Origin of the sequence: Fulvivirga imtechensis AK7 (assembly GCF_000331535.1) — a bacterium.
Classification (GTDB): domain Bacteria; phylum Bacteroidota; class Bacteroidia; order Cytophagales; family Cyclobacteriaceae; genus Fulvivirga; species Fulvivirga imtechensis.
Genome location: NZ_AMZN01000055.1, coordinates 24,603 through 44,673, shown reverse-complemented (window position 1 = coordinate 44,673; position 20,071 = coordinate 24,603). Strand labels below are relative to the sequence as shown.

At 42.3% G+C, this 20,071-nt stretch carries 21 protein-coding genes; 9 read left to right on the top strand and 12 right to left on the bottom strand.

Annotated features, from left to right (window positions below):
- Positions 1–2: 2 nt before the first annotated feature.
- The 3 genes from C900_RS16640 to C900_RS16630 are packed head-to-tail and all read right to left on the bottom strand — an operon-like array spanning position 3 to position 1,461.
- On the bottom strand, positions 3–659 hold the full coding sequence (locus tag C900_RS16640) for a ClpP family protease (protein ID WP_009581247.1): 657 nt from the start codon (positions 657–659) through the stop codon (positions 3–5).
- Between the two features lie 3 nt (positions 660–662).
- On the bottom strand, positions 663–941 hold the full coding sequence (locus C900_RS16635) for a hypothetical protein (RefSeq protein WP_040496961.1): 279 nt from the start codon (positions 939–941) through the stop codon (positions 663–665).
- On the bottom strand, positions 922–1,461 hold the full coding sequence (locus C900_RS16630; protein WP_009581245.1) for an RNA polymerase sigma factor: 540 nt from the start codon (positions 1,459–1,461) through the stop codon (positions 922–924). The genes C900_RS16635 and C900_RS16630 overlap by 20 nt, the downstream gene beginning before the upstream one ends.
- A gap of 343 nt (positions 1,462–1,804) precedes the next feature.
- On the opposite strand from C900_RS16630, the gene C900_RS16620 reads away from it, so the two are divergent.
- A complete protein-coding gene (locus C900_RS16620) occupies positions 1,805–2,878 on the top strand; it encodes a DNA methyltransferase (RefSeq protein ID WP_009581244.1) in 1,074 nt (357 codons plus the stop codon).
- On the opposite strand, the gene C900_RS16615 is transcribed toward C900_RS16620, so the two are convergent.
- Entirely contained in the window at positions 2,864–3,754 is an 891-nt protein-coding gene (locus C900_RS16615) for a hypothetical protein (protein WP_009581243.1), read from the bottom strand. The genes C900_RS16620 and C900_RS16615 overlap by 15 nt on opposite strands.
- 95 nt (positions 3,755–3,849) lie before the next feature.
- Positions 3,850–5,322 (bottom strand): sodium:solute symporter family protein, encoded by a 1,473-nt coding sequence (locus tag C900_RS16610; protein ID WP_009581242.1) that lies wholly within the window; start codon positions 5,320–5,322, stop codon positions 3,850–3,852.
- Between the two features lie 236 nt (positions 5,323–5,558).
- On the opposite strand from C900_RS16610, the gene C900_RS28565 reads away from it, so the two are divergent.
- From C900_RS28565 to C900_RS16575, 7 genes are all read left to right on the top strand, one after another.
- Positions 5,559–5,966, top strand: a complete 408-nt coding sequence (locus C900_RS28565; RefSeq protein ID WP_009581241.1) for an antitoxin Xre-like helix-turn-helix domain-containing protein — start codon at positions 5,559–5,561, stop codon at positions 5,964–5,966.
- Complete coding sequence (locus C900_RS16600) at positions 5,966–6,412, top strand: RES family NAD+ phosphorylase (protein WP_040496959.1); 447 nt, start codon at positions 5,966–5,968, stop codon at positions 6,410–6,412. Before C900_RS28565 ends, C900_RS16600 begins: the two co-directional genes overlap by 1 nt.
- 165 nt (positions 6,413–6,577) lie before the next feature.
- Positions 6,578–7,201 (top strand): hypothetical protein, encoded by a 624-nt coding sequence (locus C900_RS16595; protein WP_009581239.1) that lies wholly within the window; start codon positions 6,578–6,580, stop codon positions 7,199–7,201.
- A 211-nt stretch (positions 7,202–7,412) separates the two neighbouring features.
- The gene (locus C900_RS16590) at positions 7,413–8,192 is read left to right on the top strand and encodes an MlaE family ABC transporter permease (RefSeq protein WP_009581238.1); all 780 of its coding nucleotides are present in this window, start codon (positions 7,413–7,415) and stop codon (positions 8,190–8,192) included.
- A gap of 6 nt (positions 8,193–8,198) precedes the next feature.
- On the top strand, positions 8,199–8,939 hold the full coding sequence (locus tag C900_RS16585; protein WP_009581237.1) for an ABC transporter ATP-binding protein: 741 nt from the start codon (positions 8,199–8,201) through the stop codon (positions 8,937–8,939).
- A 28-nt stretch (positions 8,940–8,967) separates the two neighbouring features.
- Positions 8,968–9,948, top strand: a complete 981-nt coding sequence (locus tag C900_RS16580) for an MlaD family protein (protein WP_009581236.1) — start codon at positions 8,968–8,970, stop codon at positions 9,946–9,948.
- A gap of 25 nt (positions 9,949–9,973) precedes the next feature.
- Positions 9,974–10,792, top strand: a complete 819-nt coding sequence (locus C900_RS16575; protein ID WP_009581235.1) for a universal stress protein — start codon at positions 9,974–9,976, stop codon at positions 10,790–10,792.
- Positions 10,793–10,944: 152 nt separating this feature from the next.
- Here C900_RS16575 and C900_RS16570 read toward each other — a convergent pair whose 3' ends face one another.
- Entirely contained in the window at positions 10,945–11,307 is a 363-nt protein-coding gene (locus C900_RS16570; RefSeq protein WP_009581234.1) for a hypothetical protein, read from the bottom strand.
- A 233-nt stretch (positions 11,308–11,540) separates the two neighbouring features.
- Here C900_RS16570 and C900_RS16565 point away from each other — a divergent pair, with 233 nt between their 5' ends.
- On the top strand, positions 11,541–13,898 hold the full coding sequence (locus C900_RS16565; protein WP_009581233.1) for an ABC transporter permease: 2,358 nt from the start codon (positions 11,541–11,543) through the stop codon (positions 13,896–13,898).
- A 27-nt stretch (positions 13,899–13,925) separates the two neighbouring features.
- Here the strand turns inward: C900_RS16565 and C900_RS16560 are convergent, their stop codons facing one another.
- The 6 genes from C900_RS16560 to C900_RS16535 form a co-directional block, all read right to left on the bottom strand.
- Positions 13,926–14,387, bottom strand: a complete 462-nt coding sequence (locus C900_RS16560) for a pyridoxamine 5'-phosphate oxidase family protein (protein WP_009581232.1) — start codon at positions 14,385–14,387, stop codon at positions 13,926–13,928.
- Between the two features lie 11 nt (positions 14,388–14,398).
- Entirely contained in the window at positions 14,399–14,911 is a 513-nt protein-coding gene (locus C900_RS28560; protein ID WP_009581231.1) for a YciE/YciF ferroxidase family protein, read from the bottom strand.
- 91 nt (positions 14,912–15,002) lie between these two features.
- Positions 15,003–16,670, bottom strand: a complete 1,668-nt coding sequence (locus tag C900_RS16550; protein WP_009581230.1) for a Na/Pi cotransporter family protein — start codon at positions 16,668–16,670, stop codon at positions 15,003–15,005.
- Positions 16,671–16,817: 147 nt separating this feature from the next.
- Positions 16,818–17,837: a glycosyltransferase family 2 protein gene (locus tag C900_RS16545; RefSeq protein ID WP_009581228.1), complete on the bottom strand. Its 1,020-nt coding sequence runs from the start codon at positions 17,835–17,837 to the stop codon at positions 16,818–16,820.
- Between the two features lie 97 nt (positions 17,838–17,934).
- On the bottom strand, positions 17,935–19,044 hold the full coding sequence (locus C900_RS16540; protein ID WP_009581227.1) for a glycosyltransferase family 4 protein: 1,110 nt from the start codon (positions 19,042–19,044) through the stop codon (positions 17,935–17,937).
- Complete coding sequence (locus tag C900_RS16535) at positions 19,037–20,065, bottom strand: glycosyltransferase family 9 protein (RefSeq protein WP_157494058.1); 1,029 nt, start codon at positions 20,063–20,065, stop codon at positions 19,037–19,039. The genes C900_RS16540 and C900_RS16535 overlap by 8 nt, the downstream gene beginning before the upstream one ends.
- Between the last annotated feature and the right edge of the window lie 6 nt (positions 20,066–20,071).

The window sequence follows — 20,071 nt, the reverse complement described above, 5'->3', positions numbered from 1 at the left end:
TGTTAACTGGCCGTTTTATTAACGAACTCCACTTCGGGTAAAATAGTTTTGAGGCGCACCAGGTCGCTGGTATCGCCCAGCACCTCATCGATGAGACCGTACTCTTTGGCTTCCAAAGAATTCATATACCGGTCGCGGATGAAGAACTCTTCTATTTCCCGCCACGAGTGGCCGGAGTGTTTGCCTATCAGGTGGAATAGTTGCGCCTGAATTCGCTCCTGCTCCCGGGTAGCAATCCGTACGTCTTCAGTGTAACCTTTGGCTCCACCACCTGTGGGATGCATATGTATTGTTGCGTGTGGCAAGGCATATCGCTTACCTTTATGGCCGGCTACCAGTAATGCTGTACCCATGCTGGCAGAGAAACCGACCGACACTGTAGAAACAGGTGCTGTGATCATTTGCATAGCATCATAAATGGCCAAACCGGCATATACATTTCCTCCCGGGCTGTTGATATACAAATTGATCTGCTCCTTTGAATTTTGGCTGTTTAGATATAGCAGTTGAGCAACTATGACATTGGCCACCTGATCATCAATAGCACTGCCCAAGAAGATAATACGCTCCTTGAGCAAAAGGCTGTATATATCAAAAGCTCGTTCACCACGGCCGTTATTATCCAGCACCATAGGTATTATTCCACTTGCAGTAATCATTCTTTAATCTTTTTGGTTGAAAAATAATTTCAGTACTCTCTTTCGAAATGTTGAGTACCGGGGCTCGATAAACAGTTTGTCATGAATGGCCTGAATCTCCTCTTTTAATGCATTTCGTCCACACTGGTGAATGAGGTGGTAAACCTTTTTCTGGAGCTGCACCTTCTCTGCCAACTCACTGTTCAGCAACAGTTGCGCTTCAAATAATGTAACATCTTCTCCTTTCATATTCCGGAAAAGATAATCTTCAATAACCTTTATCTCATTCAAGGAAGTCCTCATAAACCAATGATTTTTCTTTTACCTGATCTCGTAACTTTTCGAGGCACTTATACTTCTGTACAGTAGCCGACCTCGTGCTTGTGTAGCCGTATTCCCGGGAGATCTCTTCCAGAGATTGCCTGTCGTAGTAGAATGCTTTGAGCATGCTCATGCATTTTTCACCAGCCACTTTCAGAAAGCGAAGCAATTTATTTTCAGCAGGAAAGGCATCTTTAATGTCTGGCAACCTGTCTTCATACCCGTCTAAAGAAGTCCTTTGTATTTGGCTTTGTCTAATCCAAAGGTGGCGGGCTATGCCGAGCAAATAAGCTTTACTACCTTTTTCAATAGGAGTACCTTCAAGCACTACCTTTTCATAGTAGATGACCAACGCATCGTGAAATACATCTTTCGCCTGCTCAAAAGTGCCTTGGGATCGGCTGATATAAGTTGCAACAAGTGGAAAGGCTCCTTTATAAAGCTCTGTCAGGAAAATTTCCCGGTCTTCAACAGTTTTTGTATGGTTTAAGGTGTCCAACATAAGGCTCGTATTTGTTATTAAAGTGTCAAAAACAGGTATAGTATCACCCGAATTCTGTGACTTTTTTTTATAAAACGATATTAAGACGCGAGCAGTGGTCATTTACCAATTAAATTAATAATTACTTAGTGTCTCTAAGAAAACGCCAATGTTCCGCGTTACGCTCGTTCCAAAAATGCTCCTACCTCAGTACGCTCCGCTTTTTGGAACTTCATTTTTTTAAAGCCACTTAGGGTTTTCCTAGCAGCACTACTTAAACCTTTATTTATGTAATTGTTTGCTTTTCTTTTGTATTTATATACTTTTGATGCATAATGTTGTTTAAGGTTGTATAAGCATTTACATGGATAACTACTTAACCATCAGCGAAGCCGCCAAGCTTCTTGGAGTAAGCCCCGAAACCCTGAGACGTTGGGACAAATCGGGAAAATTCAGGAGTGTCCGGCACCCAATAAATAACTACAGAGTATATCCGGAGAACAATTTACTTTCAATCGTTGAAGAGCTTCAACTTGAATTAAGGTATAGTTCTCCTAAGAGAGAAACCAATTTTACTCCATACTTTGAGACCGTACATGGTAAATTATACCAGGCAGATGCATTAAAATTTTTACAATCTTTAGAGAACAACTCCATTGACTTAATTTTTGCAGATCCTCCGTATAATATTAAAAAGGCTCAATGGGATACATTTTCTTCTCAAAAAGAATATGTGGATTGGAGTATGGAGTGGATTAAAGAGGCACAGAGGGTCTTGACAAAAAGAGGTTCTCTATATATATGTGGATTTTCTGAAATCCTGGCTGATATAAAATGGTCAGCAACAAGTCTATTCAAGGGTTGCAAGTGGTTAATATGGTTTTACAGGAATAAAGGCAATCTGGGTAATGATTGGGGAAGATCGCATGAAAGTATCTTACACTTCAGAAAAAGCAGAGATTATATCTTTAACATTGACGAGGTCCGAATTCCCTATAATGAGCATACTTTAAAATACCCAAAACGAAAGCAGGCTGAATCTTCACAGTTTTCAAATGGCAACAGAAAAAAGGACTATGAATGGGAGCCGAATCCTTTGGGAGCAAAACCGAAAGATGTTTTTGAAATTCCTACCATATCCAATGGTTCATGGGAAAGGTATGACCATGCAACCCAAAAACCGGTTGAACTACTAAGAAGAGTTATTCTTTCTTCCTCGAATCATGACAGTATAATTCTTGATCCATTTGGTGGATCGGGCACTACTTACGCTGTAGCAGAGGCTTATAGCAGAAAATGGCTTGGAACAGAACTTGAAGAAGATTATTGTAAGACCATAAAAACTCGTGTAACCGATTTACAACACATTGAAAGGATATTTTCAGGTAAAGATGAAAAAGAGTCTCAGGCCAGAAGAGATAAATTAAGGGGTCAGTAATTCCCACAAATCTTTTGTCAACAACTCCGAAAAAGGTTTCATATGCCTTTTATAGGGTGATTTAAAAGCATTTGGGGGAGCATCAAAATAGTATACGCCTTCTAATTCTTTCAAAAACTTGGTATACACCATAAATAAACCAGATACGAGTGTATAGCTTATATTATTATTTTCCTTTCTCTGGACATCATTCAGGAATAATCCAATCATTTTAATATTGTGTCCTACAAAATGTTCCATTAATATGCGATCCATGAATATTTTCCCCATTCTATCTTTGGACGTAGTCTTTACGGAAACAATGACTTCTTTTTCATCTACATATTTGTTGGTCGATTTTACATTTGTATATGGAGACAAAATTAAGTCAGTCTCACATTTATAGATCTTCTTTCCCTCGTCAGTTTCATAGGGAATCTGAAGTACAATCTTTTTGTTCGTAACATCCAGGTCAACGAATATAGCCTTAATTAACTCTTCAAATCTGTTACCAACATGTTTCCTCGCACTGTTTGGATTTACAAAAAGGTCTAATCCTACGCCTATAGATTGCTGTATAGTATAAAGAACATTGTTGATTATATTTTTTTCTTCTTTGTTAAAATGAAGCTCTCTATTTTTTAACTTGAGGGTAATCTTTTCATACTCACCGAAGGCATCGGCAAAACTCTCCGGATCTGGTATAAATATATTGTAATTGATTGGTCGCACATGCTTAGTTGTGCTTCCACTTTTAGATACATACAAGCGATATCCATTCTTTTCCTCAAAACTTGTTAAGACATCTGGAAGGTGCTGTAGCACCCGCTTAGCAATTGCCGCAAACTCAATTAAGCTGTTTTTCTTCTGTTTTAAGTCTTCCGCCAGGGGTAGCATATAAAAATTTTGAGGGGAAGATAATAAAAACCATTAACTAATAGAAGGTGCATTGACTCGTTATTGCCAACTCAATACCATTAAACCAGCTCAATCTAAGCCCGCTCAAAAAAAGGCTTCCACTTGCTTTCAGGTGATGGCTTGGTCATTAAGCTCACCACTACCAGCAGTACAATTGACACGATCACTGATGGAATGGCAATATAATCGGTATCCAAAGGAAATACCCAGAAGCTTACTTCAACTGATTCCATCACCTTATTGATCACCGGCATGGCCATGCCACCCAATATCGAGGCCACACCTCCTGCCGGAGTCACACGCTTCCAGAAAAAAGATGCCATCAAAACAGGCGCTATTGAAGCTCCGATCATGGTATAGGAAATAAAGGCCATCTCCAGAATAGTAGTGAACTGAGAGATGAGCACATAGGCCAGTATGCCTAATACAACTATACAAATTCTCTGCACAAGCAGGAATTTCTTCTCCACAGTCTCTCCAAACATGTTTTGTAGCAAGTCCCGTGTAACATTTGTGGAAGCTACAATTAAAAAAGTGTTTCCGGTGGAGAGGATAATGGCTACACCGGCAGCGAAAATCAAAGAGCCGGCATAAACAGGAACCTGTTCGTAACCGATCCTGAGTATGATCTCCTCCGACATAGTACGGTCAATCGATCCATCAGGCAGGAAAAAGCGTGGGTCATGAGCATAAATGGCAAATCCTACTACGGCTAATACGCACATCAACAGTTCGATGATCACAACACCGGTTAGCATACCTACCACAGCTTTTTTAGCTGACCGGGCATCTTTGGCAGAAGAGAACTTTTGGTAGATACTACTCTCGCTTAAAAGCAACAGCAGTGTAGGTAGTATCACTCCCAAAGCCCAGGTGAAGTCTATCCCTTCGGTCATTGACAGGTACTCGGGCCTGGTTTCGCTAATAGTTTGCACCACTTCGCCCCATCCACCATGAGATGAGATAGCCAGAGGAACAGCTATGATCACTGCCAGTGTCATGATGATCCCATTGAAAATGTCGATGCTTACAATAGAGACCATTCCTGCCAGGGCTGTAAAACCTATTACTACTATACATGTAATCAGAGTACCTGTTTCAGGAGAAATTGAACCCTCTGTAAGAATGCTAATAAACCGGCCTCCACCTTTAAATTGATAGCCTGCTATTACCAAATAGGCCACAATAATGGTGATAGTGCCGAGTAAGCGGGCAGTTTTATTGTATCTCGTTTCTAAAAGATCGGTTAGTGTATACTTTGAAATGGCTCTGATACGGGCTGCTATGAAATAAATAACAATGATCCCGATCCATGCGCCCATTGAAAACCAGAGTTCTGAAAAACCGGACCTAAAGGTTAGACCGGCTGTACCAAATAAACTGCCTGATCCGATCCAGGTACAAACCAGGGTGCCTACCAGTAAATAAACCGGCACTCCTCGTCCTGCTACTACAAAATCATCCTGAGTCTTAACCGAACGACTTTTATAAATGATAATACCAGTTAAAAATAAGAGGTAAGCAATGGTAACAATTATGTAGGTCATAGTGTATGTGTTATTCCCATCGCTCAGCATAACCCCCGATGGGAAAGTATCAATGAGTTGAAAATTAGGGCATTATAAACAAAGGCGTGAATATAAACTGCAGAGAGGATATTCTCTATGCACATTTTTACCAATTCCGGTTTTAAATTGTTGAACGGCTTTAAAAATATTTAAAGATATGCGACAAAATAACAACTAATGTGGTTAATTTGTCGTTAGTAAAGAAAAAGAGCAATATGGGAGCCGTACCAATTCTTAAGAAACACACAATTTACGAGTTGCTTAATGGTTTTTTATACAAAGAAGAATTAATACCTACTTCTTTCTTAAAAGCATTCATCGACTCTATCGGGGCCAGTCAAAATACGGCCGCTAAGCTGCTGGGCATAGCTACGCGCACACTACAAAGAGAGCTTAACAGCACTCACCTCAGCAGCGAGTTATCCGACCGGTTTTTACAGCTTATGGATCTGTATAAAGAGGGTCTTGAGGCCTTTTATGATCTCGATACCTTTAAACAGTGGCTTGCCACGGGCAAATCGGCATTCCATGGAAAAAAACCTTTCGAACTCATGCACTCCATTACCGGTATTCAGCAGGTAAAGGAAGAAATTATCCGCACCAAACTAGGTATTTTATCTTAATGCTCATCTACAGGCTTGCGCATCCTAAATACGCCAAAGATATCTCTGGGTACGGCTCTATGATGGTTCCGGGAAGGTGGAATTTTAAAGGACACAGGATACTATACACTGCTGAAAACTCCAGTCTCGCTCTGTTGGAATACCTTGCACATACAGAAGGACTTACGAGAAGGTTGCCCTACCAGCTCATCACTATTGAAACGCCTGAAGACAAAATTCAAACTATTACCTTAAAACAGTTGTTGGTCAAGTGGAAAGAGGACGTGGTAAAAACCCGTGAGATTGGCACCAAATGGCTCACCAGTGGCAACAGCCTGCTGCTAAAGGTACCCTCTGTGATCAATGAAGACAACTCTAATTTCCTGGTAAACCCTGAGCATCCACGATTTCAGGAAGTAAAAGTAATCTCAATGAAAGAAATTACTTTTGACAAAAGGCTTTGGTAAGGAAGTCTTGTTCGCGCCTTAAACCCTTACCTACCTATGATAAAAATCATAATCTGCCTGGAGTAAGGTCATTCTTTGGTAAGGTAAATGATAATAGCTTGAATAAAGTTGATACGGGATCAGATATACCTGTGCTGACATTATTCAACGCTAAAAGACAATGCCATGGAAACATTAAACACATCATCAGAAGCACCCATTCTGATAAAGATTGCAGATAAATTAAAGGAGACGCAACAGGAGGTTGATGAACTGGTGGTACAGTTTGCCTTAGGAAAGGCGGAAGCCAAAGCGAAATTTGAGGAGATAAAAAAGGAGTTTAAACAACGTGTGGATGAATTCAAAAATACAACGCTTGCCAATCAATTAGCGGGGGTATCCACCCACCTAAAGGATAAATTTGAAGACCTGGAGCTACAACTAAGCCTGGGAAGGGTCGAATTCAGAGAGATGTTCGAAGAGCAAAAAAACAAAATAGAACATGCGCTGGAGAGGCTTGCATTGGAATCACGAAAACAGCTACCCCTGGCTGCCGAACGAGAATATTTCGAACATGAAATGGAAAAATTCAAACTCAAGCTAGAAATTCTGCGACTGATTTTTGCCTTGAAAAAGATAGAAATAAAAGAGACTTTCAAAAAAAACATGCTCAATGCTCAAAAAAAGATCAAGCAAGTTGCCGATAAAATAAAAAGTAAGGCGCAACCAGAACCAACAAAGTATGAATATTTTAAAAAAGAGGCTGCCCTTGCTTACAAACATATGAAAAAAGCTATCGATGCCCTTTAAATTTGTAATAACGCAATATTAGCAGATCGGACCCCTCCAGTTATAGCTCATCCTAACTGCGAATAATAACCCGGGGATAAATCATTATCATTCCAGGGAACACCATTCCGTTGGCAATCTTCTTTTATGACAAATATCATGTGTTTGTCTAACGTTTATCACGGGAACATGCCTGCATACTTACCAACTTTGCTTTCGTAAAAGTGAGCTTATGGGCCGTTTTCTCTCCATTGTTGGTAAAAATGTTTTTCTCGCGGAAATGGGGAACATTACCCGTTTTGCAGGAAGATTTTTTGTGGAAGGTTTTAAGCCTCGCTATGAATTTCGTGAATTTATAAGGCAGTGCTATTGGGTTGGTTATAAGTCTTTACCACTTGTAGGTATCACTGCTTTCATCATGGGATTGGTCCTCACTATTCAGTCGCGGCCTACATTGGTAGAATTTGGTGCTGAATCCATGCTCCCTGCCATGGTGTCTATCTCATTGGTACGGGAAATATCCCCGGTAATTACTGCCCTGATCTGTGCTGGTAAGGTGGGGTCGGGTATGGGCGCCGAATTAGGCTCTATGCGCGTAACCGAACAGATAGACGCCATGGAAGTGTCAGGAACCAATCCCTTCAAATACCTGATCGTGACCAGAATATTGGCCACCACTCTCATGCTGCCGGTGCTGTCGAATCTATCCAATGCCGTGGCTTTATATGGAGGCTATTTGGGTGTAAATATACGAGGTACAGTGAGCTGGCACTTATACTGGTCTCAGGTATACGATGCACTGAGCTACGGAGATCTCATACCTTCGATCATCAAAACTTTCTTCTTTGGTTTTGCCATAGGTTTAGTAGGCTGTTACAAAGGCTACTACTCCACCAAAGGAACTGAAGGCGTAGGCCGTTCAGCTAATTCAGCGGTGGTTGTAGCATCACTGCTGGTGTTTATCATTGATTTGATAGCAGTTCAGATCACAGATATTTTAGGCCTGACCTGACAGATCATGAATGCCGAACCTGTTATTGAGATAGTCGATATTAACAAGTCCTTCGGTGACAACCATGTGCTGCGTGATTTCACCATGAACTTGTATAAAGGAGAGAATCTTGTGGTGTTGGGAAAATCCGGATCGGGCAAATCGGTATTGATCAAATGTATTATCGGATTGCTGACTCCCGATAGCGGCTCGATAAAAGTATTTGGTGAAGATATTAGTGAGTATGACCGTAGAGAGCTTGACAGGATGCGGGTAAAAGTAGGATTTCTTTTCCAGAGCAATGCCCTTTATGATTCGATGACTGTCCGTGAAAACCTGGAATTTCCGCTGCGCAGGCACCACATAAAGGGAAAACAGGATGCAGAAGAAGTAGAAGTAATGGTAATGGAAGCACTTGGCAACGTGGGCCTGGAGCATACAGTGGATATGATGCCGGCAGAGCTGTCGGGAGGAATGAGAAAGCGCATAGCGTTGGCGAGGACCCTCATCCTGCGACCGGAGATAATCTTGTACGATGAACCGACCACCGGCCTCGACCCGATAACCGGTCGGGAGATCAGTGAACTGATAGTAGAGGTGCAAAAAAAGTATAATGCCTCTTCCATCATTATTTCTCATGATATCAACTGTATAAGCATTACCTCCAACAGGGTAGTAATGTTGATTGATGGCAGATGCTATGCCGAAGGAACTTATCAAGAGCTATCAGGGTCTGAAGACCCTAAGGTTAGGGAATTCTTTAAGTAAAAGTGGCCTCTAAAAAAATTTATGACCTATGAAAACTAAACCCATTGATAATGTCAAGCTTGGTCTTTTCGTACTGGCAGGATTGGTATTTTTAATTTTTTCACTCTACATGATAGGCCGCAACCGTAATATTTTTGGTTCCACTTTTACTGTTGAAGCCAGTTTCCTTGATGTTAAAGGATTAACACCTGGAAACAACGTTCGTTTTGCCGGCATTGATGTGGGTACTGTTCGTAAGATCATTATAGAAAATGACACTTCGATATTGGTGACAATGGTCATTGATAAAAAGGCACGCCCTTACATCAAGAAGAATTCCATAGCCGCAATAGGTACGGATGGCCTGATGGGCAATCAGCTTGTAAACATCAGCTCCATACCGGGAGACGCCCCACCCATAGAAGAAGGTGCCCGCATCCGCTCGCTAAAGCCTGTGGAAACAGATGAGATGCTGCGAACGCTGAACACTACTAACGAAAACATAGCCATCATCACCACTGACTTGAGAAAGATCACCAAAAAGATCAATAATAGTAACAGCTTATGGCAATTACTATCTGATACGCTTATTGCCAGTGACCTTAAACAGGCGGCTGTCAATATCAGGCGTGCAGGGCAGAGCGCTACTATTGCCGGTAATGAGATCGCTGATCTGGCGCGCCAAATGAGAAAGGGGGAAGGTTTAGCCGGTGCTTTGATTGCCGATACAGCACTGGTTACACGTCTGCGGGAAAGTCTGGATGAGATCCATCAGGCAAGCCTGGGCGCTGCGGAAGCAACAAACGACCTGCAAGAGCTGTTTCAAAAAGTTAAAGAGGGTGAGGGCGCAGCCGGAGCATTAATCTCCGACACATTACTGGTCCATAAACTCAACCAAAGCCTCGAAAATATTGAAGAAGGCACCTCCCGTTTTAATGAGAATATGGAAGCGATGCGTCATAATTTTCTTTTCAGAGGATACTTCAAAAAGCTTGAAAAACAGGAAAAAGCGAACAAAAAAGAAAGGTAGCTATATAGAAAAAACCGATCAGGATATGAAAAAGATACTTTGTCCAACAGATTTCACAGATACTGCGCATAATGCCATTGCGTATGCAGCTAAATTTGCTCAAGCCAATGAAGCGCAGTTGATCATCTTCAATGTACAATCGGTGTTTGATATATCACCGGTAGAGATAATAAAAGGCCATTCGGAGGCAGTTGACTTTGTAAGAAGAAACCTTGAGGCACAAGCGCTCGAAGTTGCCAAAGAGTTTAACATATCCTGCTACGGGGAAGTAGAGGTTTCAAATACCCCTCTTTCGTCTATCATCAGTGACCGGGGAAAAGAATTTGACCTGATAATAATGGGCACAAATGGCACAGATGATTTGTACCAATTTTTCATGGGAAGCAATACCTATAATGTCATTCGCAAGTCCAGCATACCTGTATTGCTTATACCTGCTGATTGCGGCTATTCCGCTGTAGATCTTGTAGTATATGCTTACGACTATGTGCACAAAGGAGTACCCGCATTAAATCAACTCACCTCTCTATTACGCCCTTTCAATAGCAGAGTGTGTGTGCTCCAGGTCCTCGATGGCAACTACACACAAGAAATGGAAGTTGAAGTAAGAGAACAACAAGCGCTCTTAAGAGACCTCTTTGAAGATAAACAGGATGTAATATTTGACCTGATCCATAGCGGAGAACTCAGCGAGAGCATTCACCGGTATGTATTGAGGAATAAGGCTGACATATTGGCCCTCAGTATACATCATTATTCCCTGATGGAAAGTATATTTCATAAGAGCCTCACCAAAAAGATCAGCAGCATCGCCGATTATCCGGTTCTGGTTTTTCATGAATAAATACCAAACCATTGTAATGCTACTGCTTAACCCATTTGTAGGTCCTCCTTTCAGTCCATTCATCATCATTGATATTATATGAAGTACCGACTTCATAACCATCATAAATTTGGACGATATGACCTTCTTTATATGCCGTGCCATCCGGTTGGTTAAGTTTTATCTTCCTTCAGCATATCGACAGTACCTCTGCCAACTGTACCAAAAGAATTGACCTGGATCAGAGTGGGTTTTCCGCTTTCAAAATCCCAATATTGGGAGAAGTACCAATATCTATCGGTTCTTTCACCTTTTTTTATGCTAAATAACTCACCTGACAGGCAGTTTTTCGCAATACACCACTTCCATTCGATACCGTAGGCATCTATAGGCTCATGCTCATGTTTATAGGCAGAGTTGTCGGCAACCCAGACACCCACCTTTCTGTTCATTTCATGCTGATACCACGCGGGTATCTGCGACTGGCTGACTTCTGACAGACACAAAAAAAGCAGTACAACAACAGTAATTTTCATAGCATTCTGCAGATTTTAAAACAGACAATTTCAATATGCAAAAACAATTCTACAGTAATATGTAAAGTCAAGATACAAATAGACTGTCCACCCATGGACAGTCTATTGTTTTATCAGTGGGCACTTGATTGGTTATTTTAGCCCTAAAATCATCACAATACATTGATTATCAATTCATTAGTAATTTGGCATTCTTGTTGAATACCATTTTCAAAACGAAATACCCATTCCATATGCTGAAAAACTATTTCAAAATTGCTTTAAGAAATCTTCGCAAACATAAGTTTTATTCTATAGTCAATATATTTGGGCTCACTGTTGGCCTGACCAGTGTGATCTTTATATTGCTTTACGTAGTAGATGAGTTGGGCTACGACAAATTCCACAAAGACCATGACCGTGTATTCCGGGTGGTCGAAAATCAGTATTACGCTGGTCAACCGGTATTCCCTGTTGCGGTTACTCCAGGTCCGCTGGCACCTTCGCTTAAAGACGAGTATCCGGAAGTAACACACGCTACCAGGGTTCAGTTTACCAATAACCAGTTTGAATACGGAGATCAACATTTTTTGGAAAGGGGTATTTATGTGGATCAGGAATTTCTGGATATCTTTTCCTTTGAACTTGTAAACGGAGATACCAAGCAGGTATTTGAGCCTCTAAATGCGCTGGTGATCAACGAAACGCTGGTTGCAAAGTATTTTCCAGAGCAGGATCCAATTGGAAAAACCATCCGTATTAATGGCAAAGACGACATGATGGTGACAGGTGTTTTCAAAGATGTACCAAAAAATTCTCATCTTCAGTTTGACTATTTAATGTCGACCAAAAAACTGGGGACTACCTGGAAAGAAATGAGTAGTGCCTGGAGCAATAATACCCTTTACACCTATATAAAGATCAGCGAAGATGCCAATATCAAAATACTTAATGAAAAGATAAAAGGACAGATTAAAAAGTACAAGGAAGGTTCTGTCACCGATATCTATCTTCAGCCCTTAACAGATATCCATCTTGGTGAGGTGAGTTTTACAGCCGATATTTCTGGCAAGGGCAACAGGACTTACGTAGAGATATTTTCTATTGTGGCAGCATTCATACTAGTAATTGCCTGCATCAATTTTATGAACCTGTCGACTGCACGGTCAGCCAGAAGAGCCAAGGAGGTAGGACTGCGCAAAACCGTTGGGGCGAGTCGCTTTCAGTTGATCTATCAGTTTCTGGGTGAATCAGTGTTATTATCATTGGTGTCGGTTTTGCTATCCATTCTGCTCGTTGACCTGCTCCTGCCTTCCTTTAACCAGCTCTCAGAAAAAACATTGGAGCTTGACCTGTTGAACCCTGAAAACGGACTAAAGATAACAGCATTAATGGCCGTGGCAGTTATTGGTACAGGTTTGCTGGCTGGCAGCTATCCGGCTATCTTTTTATCTTCTTTTCAGCCTGCTAATGTACTCAAGAGCAAAAACAGCAAAACCGGAGGCAGCTTTTTCAGAAAAGTGTTGGTGGTACTTCAGTTTACTGTTTCTATCGTTTTGATGATAGGCACCATAACAGTTTCTACCCAGCTAAGCTTTATTCAAAGTAAAAATCTAGGTATCAATAAGGAGCAGGTAGTTTATATTTCATCACTCAGTGACAATCATGAAATTTTCCAGCACGAACTGATGCAGCAGGAGGGTATAAAGTCAGTAGGTTTTACTAATCAGCATCCTGCTTATGTAGAAAATTCTACCTCGGGAATTTCCTGGGAGGGGGCCAATCCCGATGAAACGATCCTCATCCATCTTCAGGCAGTAGACCCCGGATACATTACTACAATGCAGATTGAAATGGCCGAGGGTCGAAACTTTTCAGAAGAAATAGCCTCAGACAGCAATGCCGTTATCATTAACCAGCAGGCATTAAAGACAATCGGGTATGAAAAGCCAATAGGTGGGCGCCTGCGTGCCGGAGACAAGCAGTACACCATTGTTGGTGTTGCTAAAGATTTTCACTTCAAGTCGATACATCAACCAATCGAACCCCTGATAATGTTTATGAGTCCACAACAGCTCAGCAGAACTGTAGTGAAAATAGATGGCCGGCAGGTAGGAGATGCTATGGCTAAGATAGAGGGGCAATGGCAAAAACTGAACCCCAAAAAGACTTTTAGAGCCAGCTTTCTAGATGAAGATTTTGATAAACTCTACGCTGCCGAAAAACGGACTGCAACGCTATTTAAGTACTTTGCTACACTGGCTATTATCATTTCCGGTTTGGGACTGTTTGGCCTGGCATCATTCATAGCAGAACAACGTACAAAAGAAATAAGTATAAGAAAAGTATTCGGAGCCCCGGTACGCGGACTTTTTTACCTGGTTTCAAAGGACTTTACCAGGCTGGTGCTGATCTCTTTCATTATTTCAGTGCCGGTCGGCTGGTATCTGATGACCATGTGGCTGAATAGCTTTGCTTATAGGATCAATCTTGGCGTTTCCATCTTTCTTGTGTCAGGTGGGATGGCCCTGGCCATAGCACTTGCCACTGTCAGCTACCAGTCTATTACTGCTGCTATGGCCAACCCTGCAAAAATACTTCGCAATGAGTAGTTGCGGCTAAAATTCAAGTAGGCCCAATCAGACTTGCTCGTCACTTTTCTCAAAACGGCCGGTTTTCCGATCGATGTGGATACGATAGATTATTGGTTTGCGCTCCTTCTCCACAAAGTGAGGGATCATAGTCTGCCGGTGAGGTCGCGCTGTAGCACTGGTAATGAGGGGAGAAAGTTTTGAGTCCATAACTTTCATGGCCTGTTTTTGAGCACTCTGTTCCTGCAATTCTTCAAAGGTACCCCACAGGATAACACTACGCCAATTGGCCATATTTTGGATAGCATCTACCTCAAAACACACCTGCTTATTCTCTCGCATCATCCGAATCTTCATTCCCTCCCTCGAATGAGCATATATATGCTGACCATCAAATGCATAGGTAACCGGCACCACATATATTTCTCCACTGGCATAGCATCCAAGCCTGCCAATGGTCTGGCTGTGCAGTACCTGGTCTATTTGTTCATCGGTCAATACTCCAAGCATACACCATGATTTTACGAGCTCTTTCCATACTCCGATGCCTTGGTATTCACATCGTATACCGCAACATCCAACAAGCTGCTATTGGTCTTTTTCTCCCATGCCAATACTTCTGCCAGCAGGTCTACAGCGTTATCCAGTTCCAGTTGCTCGGCAAAAACCAACGCTGTGCTGTACCCGGCTATTTTATAATGATTAATAGTATGCAGACATGCAGTTAGCATCACATCTTTCATCTCATTGGCCATTGCTGATGCAAGCATTCCCTTGGTGTTCTCTATGAGCTTATCGATGATCTTTGATTTATTGTCCGCAGGTTCCTTCATCAGATAGTTATAAACGCGCTCCAGTTTAACCAGTTTATCCCGGCAGCTTTCTCCATATTGCCTAAGTTCGTTCTTCAATGAGGTAGATTTTACTTTATCCAGGCAGCCGGGAATAGCCTCCCGGAGTTTTTTTTCAGCATCATATAACTCATTCAGTTGATAAGCCAATGCCTCTGTAAGATTTGAAATAGCTGGTTGCATAATTTCCTGCTTTTTGAGGTAAAGTTATGAGCAAATGAACAACCGGATACTGATGAATGTTTGCCCAATCGCATGATTAATGTCATTAGTATCAAAACTCCGGCAGAAATTCGAATTCATGCGCCTGATCAGAGGTAAGCTTGAGGTAAGCAATCGCTCTTAGTAAAGACTTCTTGGCTGAAAGCACCTCTCTTTGTACATTCAGAAGTGTGGAAGTTTCCATTTCTGATAACTGTTTCTTCTTAAGTTGCTCCAGAACCAGCGTATTTTGCCTGTTATAATCCCGAAAAACTCCTTTCATGACGGTGGTAAGCTGCTCAAACAATGTAGGCTTATCGTTCAGAGTCAGCAGATTAACTAATGCGGTATCAAACTCAGTCCAGTTATTCTGTAAGGCTGTGTAATGGTCGTATATAATATCATTGCCCGAGGCTTCAAACTCTTTAAGGTCGTGATGAATATCTTTCATAGACTTGGCAGCATGAATATTGTTGCGAAGAGCTGTAATATACTGATTCATCATACTATACTGACTCGTGTCGAGATCATGGAGTTGCAGATTGGCATAGTATTCCAGTATATCACCTTCGGTGCGCTTTAAACGTTCATAGCGAGAGTCAAATGATTGAGATGCCCTGGTAAATGACCGAATGCTATGGAAAAAATGTTCGGGAGAAGCTTTTAGGTGAATATTCAGTACATATTTAATAAACTCAGTAGTTTTTCTCATCAAATTCTCAGCTTCCTTGTAGAGTGCATCGATAGCAAGTTCGGGAATTACAGGCAGATTGGGACTAATAAAGGATACCTCCTGTTCATTCGTACCTTTAAACATACTTTCCAACCATCTGGCAAAAAGGTTGACAAATGGCACAAACAGTAGGATAGACAGCAGGTTTATAGTAGTTTGGAAAGTCACCAGCGCTATAAGTGGATCGCTGATGTGCATAATGTCTGTGATAAAGAAAATAAGTAGTGGCAGGAGCAAGTACGCTACAATACAGGTGACGACATTGAAGAAAAAATTGCTGGATGCCACCCTTTTCTTATCAGGTGAGCCCTGCAACGCCCCCAGCAAGATCTTAATGGTAGTGCCCAGCCCGGAACCAATAACAACAGCCGCAGCAAAAGTCAGGCTAATAATACCGGCATGAAGTGCTGTAAGCGTGATAGCTACCGTAGCGGAGCTGGACTGTATGAGTATGGTGATGATGAACCCAATAAGTACAAACATCAGTGTCCCATATTGTTCGTACACACTCAGGTCAATATCAGTCACCAATATATCTGCTCCGGCCTTCATAAACCCTAACCCCATGAATAAAAGTCCAAGAGCAAATAACATTCGGGCTCCATTGTAAAATGCCGGTGCTCGGCGAAGGAAAAACATAACTATGGCCGAAACTGCCACCACAGGTAGAGAGTAACTCTCAATATCCAGCTTAAAGCCCACTGTAGCCACTATCCAACTGCTTAATGTAGTACCCACATTAGAGCCCAAAATTATACCCAGAGCATTTCGGAATGACAAAATTCCACTCTCAACAAACGCAAGCACAAGCAGTGATACTACCGAACTACTTTGGAGCAAACCGGTAATGAGTACACCACCTGTGATCGATTTAAAAAGGCTTTGAGTATATTTTCGCAGAAAAAGCTTAAAAGAACGCCCTCCCAGCTTTTTCATCACATGCTCCAGCAGATCCATCCCGTATAGGAAAAGGCCCAGACCAGCTAAAAATCGCCATCCTTCTATCATAGGTCAATACTATCAATAATGTCGGGGATTAAACATGACGATGATCAGTTTTACCCTATGATACGGCTCATATACCGGGTGGATAGCCAATGGCTCGTGTTGGTTCGTGTCTCCCTTCATTGGTTCGTGGCGCACGACCCATCATCATCACTCCGCCTCCACCACCTTTTTCCCCTCTCCAAACCCCATCCAATACGGGTTTTTTCCCACCAGTACAGCACCTAATACTTTATAGGTTGCATCACGATGTGCTCTTCTACTCCTGAATAAAACCAGGTTCCCTGCCAACGACCAGCAAAACCATACCCTGTTCCACCAGTTAAAACGAGGGTACTTCTTCAAAAAATAACCAAGGGCCAGCAACCTTCTGTAGTATGTGGTAGCCCCCTCCAGCCTGTTGTCCGTGCTTTGAAGATGATAGGCCTCAGCAGCGGTCACCACCTCAATGGGTTTTGCTCCCGGGAAATTGATCGCCACACCGTAGTTATCACCAATGCCATGTGCATCCAGCACTTCATCATATGGGGAGTGTAGCAGCCATTCCTTTTTGATAACAGATGCACCCAACCCATAAATAGTGGCTTTGGAAACCGGAGCCTTAAATTCTGTAAGCACCGGCCATCCTGCCTTGGAAATACTATTGCCTCTGCGGTGGTAATACCTTCTTAAAAGGAAGTAAAATGGACGTTGCCAAAATGAAACCGGAATATGATCAATATTACCCCAGATGGAGTGCTGGAAAGCGAATGCAAAAAGCAGCTTACCAAATGAAGTAGGAGGATACTCGTGGCACCACTTTCCATTTTCATACTGCATGATCAACCCAGAAGCTGCTCCTGCTCCACTCTTTTGCAGATGTGCCATCAGGATGGATAGATAACTTTCCCCGATACTGATATCATCATCGCACAGGAAAATGTAAGGCGATGTAGCCTTTAAAATGCCGAGATTGCGCTGGATGCAAACTGAAGGCTGGGATTGCATATAGCGGATTTTCAAAATGGGAAATTGCTCATTCAATAGCTTTCCATCCATCTTTTGATCACTAGAATCAACTATGATCACTTCCTTCAAAGGATAAGTCTGTTTTGAAAGATCTGCGAGCAGGTCGCGCACACTGCCTGGTCTGTTCCTGGTCGGAATGACAACACTTACTTCGGCCTTCATACCTCTGGTGGTTTAGCGTGTAATTGTAAATTGCTCTTGAGCGCCAGGAATACCCCTGTCAACTCTTTACCGATGATATGAAGACTGAGAACCAACATCAAGTCAGAGAATTATAAATAGTGGTAAATTGGTCAACGGTATATTCAATACTATGTGCTTTAGCCCAGGTGTAAGCGCTTTCAACGATAGACTCATATCTTTCCTTATCCTCAAGTATGGACAGCACCTTATTTGCCAGGCCTGCGTGATCACCTGGCTCCACAGCTATGGTTTGCTGCCCGAGATCAGCGATCAAGCCGGTTTTCGTACCACAAACCAGCACCTTACACGCAGCGGCCTCGGCCACCACCACGGCTTGTGATTCATAAAGCGAAGTATGCAGAAGAATATGCGCTTTGGCAAAATGGTGGGGTAACTCTGTATTCCTGACAGGGCCTAAAAATAAAACCTCATGCTCAAGCTGTAGTTCATGACACAACCTTTGAAGTTTTCCGTGCAGATAATCGGCCCCGATAATAATCAATTTACAGTCTACCTCATCCCTGATCAGTCGAAAAGTCCGAAGCAGCGTTTCCTGGTCCTTTACCTCAGTGAGGTTCGCTATATGAAGGAAATGAAAGGGCGCCCTAAATTCCTTCTCAACGGGTACAAACAATGAAGTATCCACTCCCGTAGGAACAACCACTACTTCTTTTTCAAAACCATATTTTCGCAAAGCCTCCACCTGAAACCGAGTAAGGGCTGTTACCTGGTTCGCTGTATAAAGACTTCGGAAAAGCCGTTTTCGTTTTGTCCTTTTATGCAAGTGTCCGTACCCAATGGTTTGTACATCGGCTGTTTCCCCACCACGAAGGCTCACCACTGATGGCCGGTCGAGCCATTTCCCTAAGAGTACAGCAAGCATCCCTGATGCACCACCCCATATACCGTGAAACAGCTCGTAAGGTCGCTTTTTGTGATCCTTTAGTATCATTACCGATAGTTTCAGCATTCTCCAGGGCGTCCACTGACGATGATCCGCCTGAAGAAACCTGACAGCAAAACCATCAGGGGAGAAAGTGTCACTAATGCTCACCATAGAATAAACAGTCACATCAAAGCGCTCGGCAAGCCCCGAGATCAGGTTCATCAACGCGGGAAGCCCCTGGTTATAAAAACCACTTCCCACACCACCCGGAACAACAACTGCAATTCTCTTTTTATTCACTGGCCTTCATAAGTTTAATTGCCTCTTTTAATACCATTTGAGGAGTAAATCTGGTGAGGCAGCGTACATCTCCAAACATACATTCTGCCTGCATGCATCCTCCGCATTCCATATCGGCCGAGCTCAGACATATGGAATGTTCTCCCAAAGGTCTTGAGCGTTCACTTATTGTCACGCTATATAAAGCAATGGTTGCCCTACCCGAAACCCAGGCCATGTGCATGAGACCGGAATCCTCTGACAAAACCAAAGAAACCTTTTGTATAACGGCAAATGCCGTAGCCGGAGAGGTCTTTCCTACTAAATTGATCAGGCTCTCCCCCAATTGCACTTGCAAATAATCGACCTTCTCCCTTATCCTTTCGATACCTAAAGCAAGAAATTGAGTATTAGGGTATTCGTTCAAAAATAACCTTCCAAACTCTACGTAGTAGTCTAAGGGCCAGTTTTTTGAAGGTGTAAAACCGGCAGGATTGAGTACTACAAGCTTATTTCCCTCACGCCATCCCACCTCCTTAAGAAGGGCAACACCTTCAGAAGGGTCTTTTAAGCGAAATTTAAAATCCGGAGAAATGTCTCCAAGTCCTATACTCCTGATCGTATTCTCTGTCCTTACCCCTGCAGGGTTGTATGAATGTTTGTCAAATTCGCTCCATGAGGCAGGAGCAAGCAACTTCCTTATTATCTTACTTATCTTGTTGTTTTGCAGGTCCACCACCACATCATAATTGGTCATTCTTAGCTTCAACGCCAGCATAACAGCATAAAATGCCTGCTTCCTGGTGCTTCTGCCGCCTCTTAAAGTATAGACATTAGAAAACAATGCTATGGAATTAGGAATAGTATCAAGTTCTTCACGTGTGACAAAATCTATCTGCGCCTCAGGAAAGCATCTTTTAAACCCCTGAATATAAGGTAAGGTGATGGCCATATCGCCCATGGCCTGTAACCGAATAAAAAGCACTTTTTTTGGCGCTTCCCGGGCAGTCCATGGACGATATTTGGCGTTTTCATTCATCATATAAAA

Excerpts from the sequence above, each read along its gene's own strand:
- C900_RS16640 (WP_009581247.1), bottom strand. The coding sequence starts at position 659 with ATGATTACTGCAAGTGGAATAATACCTATGGTGCTGGATAATAACGGC.
- C900_RS16635 (WP_040496961.1), bottom strand. The coding sequence starts at position 941 with ATGAGGACTTCCTTGAATGAGATAAAGGTTATTGAAGATTATCTTTTC.
- C900_RS16630 (WP_009581245.1), bottom strand. The coding sequence starts at position 1,461 with ATGTTGGACACCTTAAACCATACAAAAACTGTTGAAGACCGGGAAATT.
- C900_RS16620 (WP_009581244.1), top strand. The coding sequence starts at position 1,805 with ATGGATAACTACTTAACCATCAGCGAAGCCGCCAAGCTTCTTGGAGTA.
- C900_RS16615 (WP_009581243.1), bottom strand. The coding sequence starts at position 3,754 with ATGCTACCCCTGGCGGAAGACTTAAAACAGAAGAAAAACAGCTTAATT.
- C900_RS16610 (WP_009581242.1), bottom strand. The coding sequence starts at position 5,322 with ATGACCTACATAATTGTTACCATTGCTTACCTCTTATTTTTAACTGGT.
- C900_RS28565 (WP_009581241.1), top strand. The coding sequence starts at position 5,559 with ATGGGAGCCGTACCAATTCTTAAGAAACACACAATTTACGAGTTGCTT.
- C900_RS16600 (WP_040496959.1), top strand. The coding sequence starts at position 5,966 with ATGCTCATCTACAGGCTTGCGCATCCTAAATACGCCAAAGATATCTCT.
- C900_RS16595 (WP_009581239.1), top strand. The coding sequence starts at position 6,578 with ATGGAAACATTAAACACATCATCAGAAGCACCCATTCTGATAAAGATT.
- C900_RS16590 (WP_009581238.1), top strand. The coding sequence starts at position 7,413 with ATGGGCCGTTTTCTCTCCATTGTTGGTAAAAATGTTTTTCTCGCGGAA.
- C900_RS16585 (WP_009581237.1), top strand. The coding sequence starts at position 8,199 with ATGAATGCCGAACCTGTTATTGAGATAGTCGATATTAACAAGTCCTTC.
- C900_RS16580 (WP_009581236.1), top strand. The coding sequence starts at position 8,968 with ATGAAAACTAAACCCATTGATAATGTCAAGCTTGGTCTTTTCGTACTG.
- C900_RS16575 (WP_009581235.1), top strand. The coding sequence starts at position 9,974 with ATGAAAAAGATACTTTGTCCAACAGATTTCACAGATACTGCGCATAAT.
- C900_RS16570 (WP_009581234.1), bottom strand. The coding sequence starts at position 11,307 with ATGAAAATTACTGTTGTTGTACTGCTTTTTTTGTGTCTGTCAGAAGTC.
- C900_RS16565 (WP_009581233.1), top strand. The coding sequence starts at position 11,541 with ATGCTGAAAAACTATTTCAAAATTGCTTTAAGAAATCTTCGCAAACAT.
- C900_RS16560 (WP_009581232.1), bottom strand. The coding sequence starts at position 14,387 with ATGCTTGGAGTATTGACCGATGAACAAATAGACCAGGTACTGCACAGC.
- C900_RS28560 (WP_009581231.1), bottom strand. The coding sequence starts at position 14,911 with ATGCAACCAGCTATTTCAAATCTTACAGAGGCATTGGCTTATCAACTG.
- C900_RS16550 (WP_009581230.1), bottom strand. The coding sequence starts at position 16,670 with ATGATAGAAGGATGGCGATTTTTAGCTGGTCTGGGCCTTTTCCTATAC.
- C900_RS16545 (WP_009581228.1), bottom strand. The coding sequence starts at position 17,837 with ATGAAGGCCGAAGTAAGTGTTGTCATTCCGACCAGGAACAGACCAGGC.
- C900_RS16535 (WP_157494058.1), bottom strand. The coding sequence starts at position 20,065 with ATGATGAATGAAAACGCCAAATATCGTCCATGGACTGCCCGGGAAGCG.